The sequence below is a fragment of the Streptomyces sp. CB02261 genome (genome assembly GCF_001905665.1).
In the GTDB taxonomy this organism is placed as follows: Bacteria; Actinomycetota; Actinomycetes; order Streptomycetales; family Streptomycetaceae; genus Streptomyces.
This window is the reverse complement of the sequence record NZ_LIVX01000007.1, coordinates 567,695-583,157: the sequence shown is the minus strand read 5'-3', so window position 1 is coordinate 583,157 and position 15,463 is coordinate 567,695. Positions and strand designations below refer to the sequence as shown.

Sequence of the window (15,463 nt, the reverse complement as noted above, 5' to 3'; positions counted from 1 at the left end):
AATTTGACGGTTCGTCAGTGCGTGGCCGCGGACTTGACGGGGTCTTCGGGCGAGCCTTGACGAGGGGCCGGGCCGACGGCACTCTGACCCTTTTCGGTGATCGGCCGATCACGGAGACGGACCAGGGACAGGAGCGGCACGATGACGGGCGGCCCGGTACTCGCCGTCGACCAGGGCACGTCGGGCACCAAGGCCCTCGTCGTCTGCCCCGAGCGCGGAGTCATCGGCAGCGGCACGGCCCCGGTCAGGCCCCGGTATCTGCCGGGCGGCCTGGTCGAGGTCGACCCGCGTGAGCTGTACGACTCCGTGGTCGCCGCGGGGCGGACCGCGCTCGCAGAGGCGGACACGCCGGTCGTGGCCGTGGGCCTCGCCAACCAGGGCGAGACCGTCCTCGCGTGGGACCCCGCCACCGGCGCACCGCTCACCGCCGCCCTGGTGTGGCAGGACCGCAGGGCGGCCGCCGTCTGCGCCGGACTCGCCGCCCACGCCGACCGGTTGCGGCACCTCACGGGGCTTCCTGTGGACCCCTATTTCGCCGCGCCCAAGATGGCCTGGATCCGCCGCCACGCCACCGGGGCGGGCGTGGTCACCACCAGTGACGCCTGGCTCGTCCACCGGCTCACCGGCGCGTTCGTCACCGACGCGGCGACCGCCGGCCGGACCGGGCTCCTCGACCTGGACACGGTCGCCTGGTCCACGACCGCCCTCGACCTGTACGGCCTCGGCGGCGAACGGCTCCCCCGGATCGTGGACTGCGACACGTCCGTCGGCACCACGAGCGCCTTCGGCCCGCCGCTGCCGCTGACCGGCCTCCTGGTGGACCAGCAGGCGGCGCTGCTCGCCCAGAGCGCCGACGATCCGGCCGCCGCCAAGTGCACGTACGGCACCGGCGCCTTCCTCCTGTCCCAGACCGGGCCCCAGGCCCGACGCGCGGCCTCCGGACTCGTCAGCTGTGTCGCCTGGCGGCTGGGCGGGCAGGTCACCCACTGCCTGGACGGTCAGGTGTACACGGTCGCCTCGGCCGTGCGCTGGCTCACCGACCTCGGCGTCATCGCCGGGGCGGAGGCGATCGACCCGGTCGGCGGCGGAGTGCCGGACGCCGGAGGGGTCACCTTCGTCCCCGCGCTCGCGGGGCTCGCCGCGCCCTGGTGGCGGGGCGACGTAAGGGGCTCGCTCACCGGCCTCGGCCTGGACACCACGCCGGGGCATCTGGTGCGCGCCCTGTGCGAGGGCATCGCCGCGCAGGTCGTCGAGCTGGCCGCCGCCGTGGCCGCGGACCGGGGCGGCCCCCTGACGTCCCTGCGCGCCGACGGCGGCCTCACCCGGTCCGCGCTGCTCATGCAGACCCAGGCCGACCTGCTGCAACTCCCGGTCGAGGTCTCCTCGTCGCCCGACGCGACAGCGCTCGGGGTGGCCGCGGTGGCCCGGCTCGGCCACGACCCGGGGCTCACGCTCCGCGAGGCCGTTCCCGCGTGGAAGCCCTCGGCGGTGTACGAGCCGAGGATCTCGGCCGACGAGGCGGCGGCCCGCCTCGCCCGGTTCCGGGACGAGGTGACGGCGGCGGTGGACAGGGCGGGGTCGGCTTCCGGCCGTGCCGGCGGCGGCAGCGGCAGCGGCAGCGGCAGCGGCAGCCAGGGTGTGGCCGGGGCCGGGGCCGTATGAGCGTCACCCGCTCGGGGCCCCTTCCTTCCGGCGACGGCGACGGCGCCGCGTACGACGTCGTGGTCGTCGGCGCCGGGGTCGTCGGCTCCGCCATCGCCCGCGCGCTCTCCCGCCACCCGCTGCGGGTCGCGCTCGTGGAGGCGGCGAACGACGTCGGCGACGGGACGTCGAAGGCCAACACGGCCATCCTCCACACCGGTTTCGACGCCGTCCCCGGCACCCTGGAGGCGCGGCTCGTCCGTGAAGGACACCGGCTCCTCTCCGCGTACGCCCGGGAGACCGGCATCCCCGTGGAACCGCTCGGCGCCCTCCTCGTCGCCTGGGACGAGGAGCAGCGGGCCGCGCTCCCCCGGCTCGCGGAGAAGGCCGCGCGCAACGGGCACCGCACGACCCGGCTGCTCTCCGCCGCCGAACTGCGCGCGAGGGAACCGCACCTGGGCCCCGGCGCGCTCGCCGCGCTCGACGTGCCGGGCGAGTCGGTGATCTGCCCGTGGACGACGACCCTCGCGTACGCCACGCAGGCCGTGCGCTCCGGGGTGGACCTGCACCTCGGCTGCCGGGTGGAGGCGGTGCGTCCGGGCGAGCCGCACCACACGCTCGTCACCCGGCGAGGAGTGCTGCGGGCCCGTCACCTCGTCAACGCCTGCGGGCTCCACGCGGACGCCTTCGACGCGCTGGTGGGCCACGAGGACTTCACCGTCACCCCGCGCCGGGGCCAGTTGCTCGTCTTCGACACCTTCGCCCGCGACCTGGTCCGCCACATCCTGCTGCCCGTACCCGGCCCCCTCGGCAAGGGGGTCCTGATCACGCCGACGGTGTACGGGAACGTCCTGCTCGGCCCCACCGCCGAGGACCTGGACGACAAGACGGCCACCGGCACGACGGCGGAGGGCCTCGCCGGACTCCGCGAGCGGGGCGGCCGGATCCTGCCGGCGCTCCTCGACGAGGAGGTCACGGCCGTCTACGCGGGGCTGCGGGCCGCCACCGGTCAGGAGGACTACCGGATCACGGCGCACCCGGAGCTGCGGTACGTGACGGTGGGCGGGATCCGTTCCACCGGGCTCACCGCCTCCCTGGCCATCGCCGAGCACGTGCGCGGACTGCTCGCCGACTGCGGGCTCGACCCGGGTCCCGAGCGTCCGCTCGCCCCGCTCCGCGTGCCGAACCTCGGGGAGGCCTTCGCCCGCCCCTACCGGGACGCCCGGCTCATCGCCCGCGACCCGGACTTCGGCGCGATCGTCTGTCACTGCGAGCGGGTCACCCGGGGCGAGATCCGGTCCGCGCTCGCCTCGACGATCCCGCCGGGCGGCCTCGACGGGCTGCGGCGCCGTACGCGCGCGCGTGGCGGACGCTGCCAGGGCCAGTACTGCGGCGCGGAGGTGCGGGCCTTGTTCGAGGAGTACGGGGAGGGTTCCCGGTGAACCGTACGGTCGACGTCCTCGTCGTGGGCGCGGGACCGGCGGGGCTCGCCGCGGCCGCCCGGCTCGCGGCGGCGGGCGCGGGCCGCGTCGAGGTCCTGGAGCGGGAGGCGGCCGCCGGCGGGGTGCCGCGCCTCTGTGCCCGTCCGGGGTTCGGCGCCGACCGCCTGGGCCGCCCTCTCGACGGCCCCGCCTACGCGCGCCGCGCGGTGCGGGCGGCGCTCCGAGCCGGGGCGACCGTCCGGACCGGCGTGTCGGTGACGGGCTGGGCCGGACCGCTGACGCTCGACGTCACCGCGCCGACCGGGCTCGAACGCGTCCGCGCCCGTGCGGTGGTCCTCGCCACCGGGGCGCGTGAACGGCCCCGCAGCGCCCGGCTCGTACCCGGGTCGCGGCCCGCCGGGGTGCTGACCACGGGCGAGCTCCAGCGGACGATCCTCCGGTTCGGCGCCCGGCGTGAGCACATCGGGCGGCGGGCGGTGGTCGTCGGCGGCGATCCCGTGGCCCGGGCCGCCGTGCGGACGCTGCGCGTGGCCGGGGTGGAGGTGGCCGCGGTGGTGAGCGAAGGGCCCGTGCGGCGGGCCGCTTTCGCGGGTGTGCCCGTGCTCGCCCGCACGGTCGTGACGGAGCTCCACGGGCACGGTCGGCTGACCGGGGTGGCGGTCCGGGGCGGCGGCGGCCGGACGGCCGTGCTGCGGTGCGACACCGTGGTCTTCACGGGTGACTGGATCCCGGACCACGAACTGGCGCGCGCCGGCGGGCTGCCGCTCGCCCCGGGCGCGCGCGGACCGGCGACGGACGGTGCATTCCGTACCGCGGAGCCCGGGGTCTTCGCGGTCGGCAACGTCCTGCGCGGGGTGGAACCGGCGCTGGTGGCCGCCGCCGAGGGCCGGGCCGTGGCCGCCTCCGTACGGGAGCGGCTCGACGGCGGTCCCTGGCCCGTGACCGGGGTGCCGGTGGTGACGGAGGGGCCGCTGCGATGGGTGTCGCCCGGGCTCCTGGGTCCGGGCGCGGTGCCGCTGCTCGTCCGGCCGGAGCGTCCGCTCGTCCGGCCGGTCCTGACCGTCGCTCAGGGTGGTTCGCCGCTGCGGCGGGAGCGGCTGAGCGGGTCGCTCGCTCCCTGGCGCTCGGTACGGCTCCCGGCCCACTGGACGAGCGGGGTGGACCCGGAGCGCGGCCCGGTGGTGATCAGCGCGGAGGCGTGAGGGAGCGCGCGGGGACAGGCGTGCGCCGCTGCGGTGACCGGGCGCTTCGGCGACACTGGACAGCATGCCGGTCAAGCGCAGCGCGGGTCTTGTCGTCTTCCGCCGTACGACGGACGGGGGCGTCGAGGTACTCATCGGTCATATGGGCGGGCCCTTCTGGGCCTCCCGCGAGGAGGCGGCCTGGTCGATCCCCAAGGGGGAGTACCAGCCGGACGAGGCTCCGGAGGTCGCGGCGCGCCGCGAGTTCCGGGAGGAACTGAGGCTCCCCGCGCCGGAGGGCGAGTGGTTCGACCTCGGGGAGGTTCGGCAGCGCAACGGAAAGGTCGTCACCGCCTGGGCCGTCGAGGGCACTCTCGACCCGGCCGAGGTCGTCCCGGGCACCTTCACCCTGGAGTGGCCGCCCCGCTCCGGTGTCCTGACGGAGTTCCCGGAGATCGACCGGGTGGGCTGGTTCACTCCGGAGGCAGCCACTCCGCTGCTGGTCGCGGGGCAGCGGGCCTTCCTCGAACGGCTCGTGGCGCACCTCGCCGGGCGGGGCTGAGCGCGATTGTCAGACCCGTACGAGAGGGTGGTCAGCGTTGAACTGTCGAGAGGGAGCCCGACATGACCACGATCACCGCCAGCGAGCGCGCGGCGGCCCAGGCGTACCTGCGGCTGCTCGAATCCACCCAGGCCGTGCTGACCGATCCACAGCTCGCCCCGTACGCGGGGGTGATGCTCACGAATCCGATGGCCGAGGCGGACGAGGCGCTCCGCGCCGCGGGTCTCGCGGGGAACGAGGACCGGCTGCTGCGGCTCGTCTCGTCTCTGCGGGCCTCCCCCGCGTCGGCCTGGGGCCACGCCGGCTGAACTCGTCCGGTCGGGGGCGTCAGCCGCCCGGGCGTACGGGGAGCGTCCGGACGCTGTTGCCGACGAAGCCGGAGTGGCGGGGCAGCTCGGACTCCGGGACGGCCAGGTCCAGCTCGGGGAAACGGGTGAAGAGTGCCTCCAGGGCGATGGCGGCCTCCATCCGGGCGAGCGGGGCGCCCAGGCAGTAGTGGGGGCCGTGGCCGAGCGAGAGGTGTCTCACGGTCCCGGCGCGGGTGAGGTCGAAGCGGCCGGCGTCGGGGCCGTGGGCCTTCGTGTCCCGGCCCGCCGCCGAGTAGCCGGCCAGGACGGGGGTGCCCCGGGGGACGAGCGTGCCGTCGACGGTGAGGTCGCGGAGGGGGTAGCGGAACGGGAAGTAGCTGACGGGGCTGTCCCAGCGGAGGGTCTCCTCCACGACGTCGCTCCAGGTGGCGCGGCCTTCGACGACCAGGGCGAGCTGGTCGCGGTGGGCGCAGAGCGCTCGGACGGCGTTGGTGACCAGGTTCAGGGTCGTCTCGTGGCCGGCGATGATCAGCAGCAGCATGGTGCCGATCAGCTCGGTCTCGCTGAGCCGGTCGCCGCCCTCGTCCCGGGCGGCGATGAGGGCGCTGGTCAGGTCGTCGCCGGGGGCCGCGGCCCTGTGGGCGGCGATGGAGGCGAGGAGTTCGACGAGTTCACGGTTGGCGGCGACCGCCCGCGCGGGCTCGGTGTCGGTGGCGACGACCAGGCTGGAGAGGTGGTGCAGCCGGTCCTGGTGGTCGGGGTCGACACCGAGGAGTTCGCAGATGACGCCGAGCGGCAGCGGAAGCGCGTAGTGGCGGCGCAGGTCCGCGACACCGCCGCCGGTCTCGGCGGCTTCGGCGAGTCCTTCGAGCAGCCCGGCGGTGACCGTCTCGACGCGGGGGCGGAGTTCCTCGACCCGGCGGGCGGTGAAGGCGCTGCTGACGAGGGTGCGCAGGCGGCGGTGGTCGGCGCCGTCGGCGGTGGTCATGCCGGGGACGGTGGCGAAGGTGCGCAGGGGCCAGCCGTCGGGTATGCGGCCTTCTGCGAGGGCGGTGAAGTGCTGGGCGCCCTTGGCGACGTCGGGGTGGGAGAGGAAGTCGCGCAGGGCGTCATGGCCGAGCACGGCCATGCCCTCGATCCCGCCGGGCAGGACCACCGGAGCCACGGCGCCCTCGGCCAGCAGCCGCGCGTTCTCCGCGTGCGGGCAGCCGCCCGCCGGGTCCAGGACGTACGGCGGCCGGCCGGAGGCGGCGCTGTGCGGTGCGTTCATGGAGGAACTCCTGACTACGGGCGGCGCTGGAGGCGGGCGGGCGGGGTCGGGTGCTGGGCGAGCCGAGCCGATCCGGTCGACCCGGCCCGGCCCAGCCCAACCTGGTCAGGGTCGGTAAGGGCCGGTGAGAGCCGGTGAGGACGGGTCAGCTCAGCTCAGCCGACGTGGCCGGGCTCGGCTTTCTCGTGGGTGGGTGCGGTCGGATCCTACGGTCAACCCTGGTCTGTGCGGGCGGTGTTGACCGCACCCGTGTCGTCGCCGGGCCGGTCCGGGGGCCCGCTCCTGCCCAGGAGTTCGGCCAGGCCCCGGCGGGTGGCCGCCACGACGACCCGGTCGCCGGGGCCGAGGACGCGCTCGGGGCGCAGCCGCCAGCCCTGGCCCGCGGCAGCGGAGCGCGGACCCGCCCCGGAGGCCGTACCGGAGGCGGCGGCACCGCCGTCCAGGGCGATGACCCGCCAGGCACCCGCGTGGAAGGCGTCCGCCACGGTGAGGCCGTCCAGGAGCGGGTGGTCCGCGACGTCCACGGCGGCGAAGAGGAGGACCCGCCGCTCGACCGGAACGGCCCCCAGCACCTGCCGGCCCAGCATGGCGCCCGCGAATGCGGGCGCCGCGAGGTGGGAGACGCTGCGGCTGCGGGTGAGGGCGGCGGGATGGGCCGAGCGCAGCGTACGGAAGACGGCGGTGGCGAAGTCGTCGTCGTACAGGCGCAGGACGACCCGCAGGTCGGGCGTGACGGCGCGGGCGGAGAGCGCGGCCTCCAGGTTGGTGATGTCGACGCTGGTCAGAGCGAGGAGGGCGTGGGCTCGGTCGATCCGGGCGGCCTCCAGGACCCCTTCCTCCGTGACGTCGCCCATGACGGTGGGGACGCGGAGGCGGCGGGCGACGGCGATGCCGCGGGCCTCGGGGTCGGACTCGACGCACACGACGGGGATGTCGAGCCCGCGGAGCCGGGCGAGGACGCGGGTGCCGACCTTGCCGAGACCGAGGAGGACGACGTGGCCGGAGAGCCCGCGCGGTGGCCGGCGCAGGGTGGTCGCCGTACGGAAGGTGCCGAGGCCTTCGATGACGGCGGCGACGATCACCGGGAGCAGGAGCAGTCCGACGAAGCCCGCGAGGATCTGGAGGACCTGCCGGCTGGTCGGCTCCCCGATGGCCGGGTCGCCGATGGCAAAGATGTCGAGGAGCGTCAGATAGGCGGCGTGCAGCGGGTGGTCGCCGATGGTGAGCGTGGACGCGAGGGCCAGGGCGAGGACGGCGGCGGCCGCTCCGGCCAGGGACCAGCGCAGCCGCCGGGAGAAGAGGGAGGCGACGGGCAGCGCGGAGGCGGCGAGACGGCCGGGCGACAGGGTCGGTCCCGCCGGGGTGACGGCTTCGAGGGTGACGGCGGCGCGTCCGGTGGCGGCGGCGACCGTCCGGTCGTCGGGCAGCAGTCGGGGCCCCTCGTCGCCGCTGCGCTCGGAGCCCTCGCAGCCGGCCGGGTCGCCGGCCGTGGCGGAGAGCAGGGCGAGCGTGCAGAGGCCGGGGTCGGGGGCCTCGCCCGCGGTGGGCGGGCGCTCGACGGCGTGCAGCAGCAGTCCCCCGGCCTGGACCACCTTGCTGGTGCCCGCGACGGCGGCCGCCGCGAGGCCGGGCGCGGCGGTGTCGACGTCGGAGAGGACCGTGGTGGCCGCGTCGAGCTTCTCGGGGTCGAGGCCCGGTTCGGCGACGGCTGCGGCCTGGTCGAGGAGCGTTTCCAGGTGCTGGCCCAGCTTGCGGTTGTAGAGCCGGATGACCAGGCGCAGCCGGGGGTTGAGGCGGCGGGCGGTGAGCGCGGCCCGGATGTTGGTCTCGTCGTCGTCGTGGACGAGGGCGAGCGCGGCGGCCCGCTCCACGCCGGCGTCCGTCAGGGCCCGGTCGTCCGCCTCGGCCGCCTCGACGACGCGGAGGGTGCCGGTGGGCTCACCGCCGTCGGCGGCGGTCGCGGGCGGGGCGGCGGTGGCAGCGGTGGTGCGGGTGACGGCGGCGGTGACCCGCCCGATGAGGGCCATCGCCCGGCCGGCGCGGGCGATGGGGGTGCGCGGGGCGTCCGGCCGGTGCGGCACCAGGAGGGTGACCTGCTCCCCGTACACCTCGTGCAGTTCGCCCGCGAGGCGGTGGGCGAGGGCGTCGTCCCCCCAGACGATCATGTGCCCGGCCGGCGCCTGGCGCGGCTGTCGCTCGCCCCGGAGGGCCGGCGCGCCGAAGGGGCCGCCTCCGGGGATCCCCGGGGGCCTGGCCGGGCCGGGGACGGGCCGGGTGGCCGGCTCGACGGGAGTGACGTCGGTGGCTCCGGCAGGAACCGCGCTGCTCTGATAAGGGTGTGAGGGCACGTCACAAGAATGCCCTGCGGCACCGACAGCGGTCCCGGGGTCCCGTGACCACCCGGGCGGCTCACGACGCGCCGCCGTACGCCACATCCGCTCCCCCGGTCGGCGCACTTCGATCTGCGCGTCCCGCGCCGCCTTTCTACGGTGGCTGAATGATCGTCATGTCAGCTGTCCGTCTCACCGCCGTCGGTGCCGCCGCGGTGCTGTCGGTACTGCCCGTCCCCACAGCCGCCGCGGCTCCCTCGACGGACTCCGCCTTCGTCGCCGGTGCGGTCGGGGAGCCCACGCCGCCCGGGCGGCAGTTCCTCGACCGGGCACGGCTCGACCGGCGGGGCACGCAGGTGGAGCGGCTGTCCGGCGCCCCCGAGGTGCCCTCGGTCTCCGCCCTGTCGTGGGTGGTGGCGGACGCGTCGTCGGGCGAGGTGCTCGCCGCGCGGAACGCCCATCGGAAACTGCCGCCGGCCAGCACCCTGAAGGCGCTGTTCGCCCTCACGGCGCTCCCCCGCCACGACCACTCCGCTCAGCACACGGTGGCCGATGAGGAGCTGACCGGGATCGGGCACGGCAGCAGCCTGGTGGGGGTGAAGGAGGGATACACGTACAAGGTCTCCGACCTGTGGAACGGGGTGTTCCTCAGCTCCGGGAACGACGCGGTGCACGTCCTGGCCGCGATGAACGGCGGCTGGAAGTCGACGGCCCGTCAGATGCAGGAGAAGGCGCGGTCCCTGGGCGCCATGGACACGAACGTGGTGTCCCCCGACGGGTACGACGCCCCGGGACAGGTGTCCTCGGCGTACGACCTGGCGGTGTTCGGCCGGGCCGGGCTCCAGGACCCGGCGTTCACCCGGTACTGCTCGACGGCGTACGCGGACTTCCCGGCGGGCTCCTGGTCGTACGGCATCGCCAACACGAACAGGCTCCTGACGGGCGCCGACGGTGTGGACCGTTACCCGGGGCTCATCGGCGTCAAGAACGGCTACACGAGCGAGGCGGGCAACACGCTGATCTCCGCCGCCAGGCGCGGTGACCGGACACTGGTCGTCACGGTGATGAACCCGCAGAGAGGGGGCGGGTTCGCCGTCTACGAGGAGGCGAGGGAACTCCTCGACTGGGGCTTCGAGGCGGCGGGGCGGGTCCGGCCGGTGGGCTCCCTGCTGCCCGTACGGACGAAGCAGGCGGCCGACACGGGCGCCAAGGCCGTGGCGGTGGCGCGGGGCAAGCGCGTCACGGAGGCGGACGGCGGGGGGCCACGCGCCGGGGCGAAGGCGGCGCCCGTGCCCGGGGCGAACCCGGCGGGCGCGAAGCCGGCGGCTGTGAAGCCCGCGAACGCGAACCTGGCGGGCGAGACGACGGCGAACGCGCGGTCGGCCTCGACCGCGTCCCCCGCCCTGCCGCTGGCCCTGGTGGGCACGGCCTGCGCGGCGGCGCTCGCCCTGTGGGGCCGGCGGCGCAGGGCGGACCGCCGGGAGGCATGACCGCACCGCGCCAGCGGATCGGGCCGGGAGGCCTGGCCTCGCCGCCGGTGGGGTCGCCGGGGGCCGCCGTCGGCGGCCCCCGCGGCTCCGTCAGGCGCCGACGTAGGTGGCCAGGTGTTCACCCGTGAGGGTGGAGCGGGCGGCCACCAGGTCCGCCGGGGTCCCTTCGAAGACGATGCGGCCGCCGTCGTGACCGGCGCCGGGACCGAGGTCGATGATCCAGTCGGCGTGGGCCATCACCGCCTGGTGGTGCTCGACCACGATGACCGACTTCCCGGAGTCCACCAGCCGGTCGAGCAGGCCGAGCAGCTGCTCCACATCGGCGAGGTGCAGACCGGTGGTCGGCTCGTCGAGGATGTAGACGCCGCCCTTCTCACCCATGTGCGTGGCCAGCTTGAGCCGCTGGCGCTCGCCGCCCGACAGCGTGGTGAGGGGCTGGCCGAGGCTGAGGTAGCCGAGGCCGACGTCGGCCAGCCGGGTGAGGATGCGCTGTGCGGCCGGGGTGCTCGCCTCGCCGTCACCGAAGAACTCCACGGCCTCGGTCACGGACATCGCGAGCACCTCGCTGATGTCCCGGCCGCCGAGGAGGTATTCGAGGACCGAGGCCTGGAACCGCTTGCCCTCGCAGTCCTCGCAGGTGGAGGAGACGCCGGCCATCATCCCGAGGTCGGTGTAGATGACGCCCGCTCCGTTGCAGGTGGGGCAGGCGCCTTCCGAGTTGGCGCTGAACAGCGCGGGCTTGACGCCGTTGGCCTTCGCGAAGGCCTTCCGGATCGGGTCGAGCAGTCCGGTGTACGTCGCCGGGTTGCTGCGGCGGGAGCCGCGGATCGGACTCTGGTCGACCGACACGACGTCCTCGCTCGCGGGGATCGAGCCGTGGACGAGCGAGCTCTTGCCGGAGCCGGCGACGCCGGTGACGACGGCGAGGACCCCGAGGGGGATGTCGACGTCGACGTTCCGCAGGTTGTGGGTGGCGGCGCCCCGGATCTCCAGGGTGCCGGTGGGTTCCCGCACGGAGTCCTTGACGGCGGCCCGGTCGTCGAAGTGGCGGCCGGTGACGGTGCCCGCCTTCCGCAGGCCCGTGACCGTGCCCTCGAAGCAGACGGTGCCGCCCGCCGTGCCGGCGCCGGGGCCGAGGTCGACGACGTGGTCGGCGATCATGATCGTCTCCGGCTTGTGCTCCACGACGAGGACGGTGTTGCCCTTGTCGCGGAGCTGGAGCAGGAGCTCGTTCATCCGCTGGATGTCGTGCGGGTGCAGACCGATGGTGGGCTCGTCGAAGACGTAGGTGACGTCGGTGAGCGAGGAGCCGAGGTGTCGGATCATCTTGACGCGCTGGGCCTCGCCGCCGGACAGGGTGCCCGCCGGCCGGTCGAGGGAGAGGTAGCCGAGACCGATCTCGACGAACGAGTCCAGGGTCAGCTGCAGCGCCGTGAGCAGCGGTGCCACCGAGGGCTCCTTGAGACCGCGCACCCAGGTGGCCAGGTCGCTGATCTGCATCGCGCAGGCGTCGGCGATGCTGATCCGCTTGATCTTCGAGGTCCGGGCGCCTTCGGAGAGCCGGGTGCCGTCGCACTCGGGACAGGTGGTGAAGGTGACGGCCCGCTCGACGAACGCCCGGATGTGCGGCTGCATCCCCTCCTTGTCCTTGGCCAGGAACGACTTCTGGATCCGTGGGATCAGCCCCTCGTACGTCATGTTGATGCCCGCGATCTTCATACGGGTCGGCTCGTGGTGGAGGAACGCGTGCAGTTCCCTCTTCGTGTACCGGTGGATCGGCTTGGCGGCGTCGACGAGGCCCGACTCGCTGTAGAGCCGGTAGTTCCAGCCGCCCGGCGTGTAGCCGGGGATGGTGAGCGCGCCCTCGTCGAGCGACTTGGTGTCGTCGTAGAGCTGGGTGAGGTCGATGTCGGAGACGGTGCCGCGGCCCTCGCAGCGCGGGCACATGCCGCCGGTGCGCTGGAAGGTGGCCTTGACGGCCTTCTGGTTGCCGCGCTCGACGGTGATCGCGCCGCTCGCCCGGACCGAGGGCACGTTGAAGGCGTACGCGCTCGGCGGCCCGATGTGGGGCTTGCCGAGGCGGCTGAAGAGGATGCGCAGCATCGCGTTGGCGTCCGTGGCGGTGCCGACCGTGGAGCGGGGGTCGGCGCCCATCCGCTGCTGGTCGACGATGATCGCCGTGGTGAGCCCGTCGAGGACGTCGACCTCGGGTCGCGCCAGGGTCGGCATGAAGCCCTGCACGAAGGAGCTGTACGTCTCGTTGATCAGCCGCTGCGACTCCGCGGCGATCGTGTCGAAGACCAGCGAGCTCTTGCCGGAGCCGGAGACGCCCGTGAACACCGTGAGCCGGCGTTTCGGGATCTCGATGCTGACGTCCTTGAGGTTGTTCTCGCGGGCGCCGTGTACGCGGATCAGGTCGTGCCGGTCGGCCGGGTGCGGGGGCTGCTTGTCCATGGCTGCCACGCTAGCGGCGGCCGAACGGCGACGCTTCTCTCATCCTGATCGATGCTCCTGACCGATGATCCCGATCAGCGGTCCCGCACGGTCCGCGGGCCCGCCGGGGCCGGTCAGGCCCCCGGGAGGCCCTCCAGGGTCGGCCGGGACGGGGGCCGGGATCCGGCCACATAGCGTTCGGCGGCTTGGACGGCTTCGCGGGCGGTGCGTTCTCCCATGAGGACGCACAGGGTGTACGCCGTGTCCTCGAAGCGCCGGCGCGCCGACAGGTCGCACGGCCTGGCGAGCACGGTCCGCTCCTGGGCGCGGTAATGCCGGAGCAGCCGGGCGACCGTGTTCCTGTCGGGAAGCAGCATGGTTCCTCCTTCGCCTGAGTCGCTCCATCGTCCCGGTCGGCGGCCACCCTCGCGACCCGCACGGACACGGCGAGTGACGGTGCCGCCCGGCGTGCGCTTCCGCCGTCCATGGCGGAGGGTCGAAGACATGAACCCGAGCACGATTTCGCGGGTGGTCGTCACCGGCGCCACCGGCAATGTGGGCACCAGCCTGGTCCGGGCCCTGGCGAGCGAGCCGCGCGTCGGCTCGGTCCTGGGCCTCGCCCGTCGCCGCCCGGACCTCGACCTCCCCGGGGTCGAGTGGGCCGAGGTGGACCTCTCTCGGGAGGGGGACGAACCGCGGCTCGCCGGGTATCTCGCCGACGCGGACGCCGTCGTGCATCTGGCCTGGCGGTTCGGGCCGACCCACGATCCGGTGGAGACCTGGCGGACGAACGTCCTGGGGTCGGTGCGCGTCTTCGACGCGGCCGCGGCGGCGCGCGTGCCGGTCCTGGTGCACGCCTCGTCGGTCGGGGCGTACTCGCCCGGCCCCGCGGGCGGTGCCCCGGTGTCCGAGGCGTGGCCGACGCACGGCTGGCCGGGCGCCGCGTACACGCGGGAGAAGGCGTATCTGGAGCGGGTCCTCGACACCTTCGAGCGGGACCATCCGCTGATCCGGGTGGTCCGGATGCGGCCGTCCTTCCTCTTCAAGGAGGAGTCGGCGAGCGAGCAGCGGCGGATCTTCGCGGGGCGCTTCTTCCCCGGCCAGTTGATGCGCCCCGAACTGCTGCCGCTGCTGCCGGAGTTCGACGGGCTCCGGTTCCAGATCCTGCACACCGAGGACGCGGCCGACGCCTATCGGCGGGCGCTGCTGCGGGACGTCCGCGGCGCGTTCAACCTGGCCGCCGAGCCGGTGATCGACGGGGCGGCCCTGGGCGGGATGCTGCACGCCCGGCCGGTGCGGGTGCCGACGGGGGCGGTACGGGGTGCCCTGTCGGCGGCCTGGCACCTGCGGCTGGTCCCGGCCTCCCCCGGGCTCTTCGACGCGCTGCGGCACATGCCGGTGCTGTCCACGGAACGGGCGCGGCAGGAGCTGGAGTGGGAACCGTCCCGCAGTTCGCAGGAGGCCCTCGAAGCGTTCCTGAAGGGTGTCCGCGGGGGCGCGGGCGACGACACGCACCCGCTCGCGGGGCGCCGGGTGGGGTGATGCGGCGGCACCCGCGCGCGGGGTGGTGACGAGCCGTCAGCGTGACGGGGTGGGCCAGTCGACGATGCGGATCGCCGCTCCGGCGGCCTCGCGGCCCCGGCAGTGGGCGCGGTGGCGCCGTACCACCGCGTCGATGTCGAGCCGGCGGGCGAACTCGGGACGTGCGGCCAGGCGTCGGGCGTAGGCCCACAGGGCCGGGTGTCCGGCGACCCGGTCCATCGCCGCGGCGTCCAGGTGCCAGCGGTGGACGGTGTCGAGCTGGACCAGGGTGACCCAGACGCGCACGTCGGCCGCGGTCGGCGTGTCGCCGAGCACGTACGGGTGGCGGGCGAGTCGCTGTTCGAGTGAGCCGAGCGCCGCGAAGAGGACCGTGAGGGGGTCCCGGTGGGCGGATCCGTCGTCGAGTCCGAGCTCGCCGGCCCGCTGCGCGGCCTGGTTGACGCTCCTCTCGCACAGGTCGGTGATCGCCTCGATCTCGGCCCGGTGCTCCTCGGGCAGCAGCTCGGGGCCGTCGCCCCGGAAGCGGAGCGCGAGGTCCCGGAGGATGTCGGGGACGTGGGTGCTGACGATCCGCCCGGTCCAGCCGTCGCTGAGGACGGGTGCGGCGGCCGGTCCCCGGTAGAGGTGGGCGCTCGCCTCGTACAGCGGGCGGAGTGCGGCGTAGCCGCCGTCGGGCGTGTCGGGGGTGTCGGGCAGCACGGTGAGCGGGAGCGTGTCGTCGAGTCCGAGGAGGCCGTGGGTGAGGGCGATGCTCAGACAGTCGGGGTCGGACGGTGCGACATGGAGGCGGTAGCGGTGCGGCACGGCGTAGTGGCCGCTGCGCACGTCGCGGCCGATCCGGCCGCGGAACACGGGCAGGGCGGAGGCGGGCAGCAGTGAGGACGGGACGACGGACATGCTTCTCCCTTGAGGGTGCTCGGTGCTGGGTCGGGGCGGCACGCGCCGGCGCCGGTCGCGGGAGCGCGAGGGCGGCACCGGCCACGGGGGGCCCGGAGGCAGCAGAGGTACGGGAAGGAGGAGGCGGACGGGGCCGGGACGGGGAACGGGCGGCCGGGGACGGGCCGTCCGGCGGGCGGACGTCAGCCTGGGACGAGCGTCCCAGGCGGCGGCGCGTGGCCTCGTGAGCGCGCGCGACCCCGAGAGCGCGTGGCCCCGAGAACTCCGACACTCACGAGCGGGTGACACCGGAGTGCGTGCGCTCGGAGTGCGTGCACCCGGAGTGCGGGACCCCGAGAGCGCGCGGCTCCCTGAGCGAAGGCTCGGC

At 74.9% G+C, this 15,463-nt stretch carries 12 protein-coding genes; 7 read left to right on the top strand and 5 right to left on the bottom strand.

The genetic code is table 11. The features are described from left to right. The first annotated feature begins 141 nt into the window (after positions 1 to 141). From AMK29_RS25170 to AMK29_RS25150, 5 genes are all read left to right on the top strand, one after another. A complete protein-coding gene (locus AMK29_RS25170; protein WP_073817079.1) occupies positions 142 to 1,662 on the top strand; it encodes an FGGY family carbohydrate kinase in 1,521 nt (506 codons plus the stop codon). After that, a complete protein-coding gene (locus AMK29_RS25165; protein WP_073817076.1) occupies positions 1,659 to 3,083 on the top strand; it encodes an FAD-dependent oxidoreductase in 1,425 nt (474 codons plus the stop codon). Before AMK29_RS25170 ends, AMK29_RS25165 begins: the two co-directional genes overlap by 4 nt. Continuing rightward, positions 3,080 to 4,285: an FAD-dependent oxidoreductase gene (locus AMK29_RS25160; protein ID WP_073817074.1), complete on the top strand. Its 1,206-nt coding sequence runs from the start codon at positions 3,080 to 3,082 to the stop codon at positions 4,283 to 4,285. Before AMK29_RS25165 ends, AMK29_RS25160 begins: the two co-directional genes overlap by 4 nt. Positions 4,286 to 4,349: 64 nt before the next feature. Then, entirely contained in the window at positions 4,350 to 4,826 is a 477-nt protein-coding gene (locus AMK29_RS25155) for an NUDIX domain-containing protein (protein WP_073817071.1), read from the top strand. Between the two features lie 62 nt (positions 4,827 to 4,888). Next, a complete protein-coding gene (locus tag AMK29_RS25150; protein ID WP_073817069.1) occupies positions 4,889 to 5,134 on the top strand; it encodes a hypothetical protein in 246 nt (81 codons plus the stop codon). 19 nt (positions 5,135 to 5,153) lie between these two features. On the opposite strand, the gene AMK29_RS25145 is transcribed toward AMK29_RS25150, so the two are convergent. Together AMK29_RS25145 and AMK29_RS25140 are read right to left on the bottom strand one after the other, a co-directional pair. Next, on the bottom strand, positions 5,154 to 6,404 hold the full coding sequence (locus AMK29_RS25145; RefSeq protein WP_073817067.1) for a cytochrome P450 family protein: 1,251 nt from the start codon (positions 6,402 to 6,404) through the stop codon (positions 5,154 to 5,156). 212 nt (positions 6,405 to 6,616) lie between these two features. Next, complete coding sequence (locus AMK29_RS25140; protein ID WP_079197117.1) at positions 6,617 to 8,569, bottom strand: NAD-binding protein; 1,953 nt, start codon at positions 8,567 to 8,569, stop codon at positions 6,617 to 6,619. Between the two features lie 332 nt (positions 8,570 to 8,901). On the opposite strand from AMK29_RS25140, the gene AMK29_RS25135 reads away from it, so the two are divergent. Beyond that, on the top strand, positions 8,902 to 10,224 hold the full coding sequence (locus AMK29_RS25135; RefSeq protein ID WP_073817062.1) for a D-alanyl-D-alanine carboxypeptidase family protein: 1,323 nt from the start codon (positions 8,902 to 8,904) through the stop codon (positions 10,222 to 10,224). Positions 10,225 to 10,314: 90 nt separating this feature from the next. On the opposite strand, the gene AMK29_RS25130 is transcribed toward AMK29_RS25135, so the two are convergent. After that, positions 10,315 to 12,678 carry an ATP-binding cassette domain-containing protein gene (locus AMK29_RS25130; protein ID WP_073817060.1) on the bottom strand — a complete coding sequence of 788 codons (2,364 nt, stop codon included), beginning with the start codon at positions 12,676 to 12,678 and terminating at the stop codon, positions 10,315 to 10,317. Between the two features lie 113 nt (positions 12,679 to 12,791). Further along, on the bottom strand, positions 12,792 to 13,034 hold the full coding sequence (locus AMK29_RS25125) for a DUF5133 domain-containing protein (RefSeq protein WP_073817058.1): 243 nt from the start codon (positions 13,032 to 13,034) through the stop codon (positions 12,792 to 12,794). Positions 13,035 to 13,161: 127 nt separating this feature from the next. Here AMK29_RS25125 and AMK29_RS25120 point away from each other — a divergent pair, with 127 nt between their 5' ends. Continuing rightward, complete coding sequence (locus AMK29_RS25120) at positions 13,162 to 14,199, top strand: NAD-dependent epimerase/dehydratase family protein (RefSeq protein WP_073817056.1); 1,038 nt, start codon at positions 13,162 to 13,164, stop codon at positions 14,197 to 14,199. A 36-nt stretch (positions 14,200 to 14,235) separates the two neighbouring features. Here the strand turns inward: AMK29_RS25120 and AMK29_RS25115 are convergent, their stop codons facing one another. Next, positions 14,236 to 15,096 carry a glutathione S-transferase C-terminal domain-containing protein gene (locus AMK29_RS25115; RefSeq protein WP_073817053.1) on the bottom strand — a complete coding sequence of 287 codons (861 nt, stop codon included), beginning with the start codon at positions 15,094 to 15,096 and terminating at the stop codon, positions 14,236 to 14,238. Positions 15,097 to 15,463 lie beyond the last annotated feature (367 nt).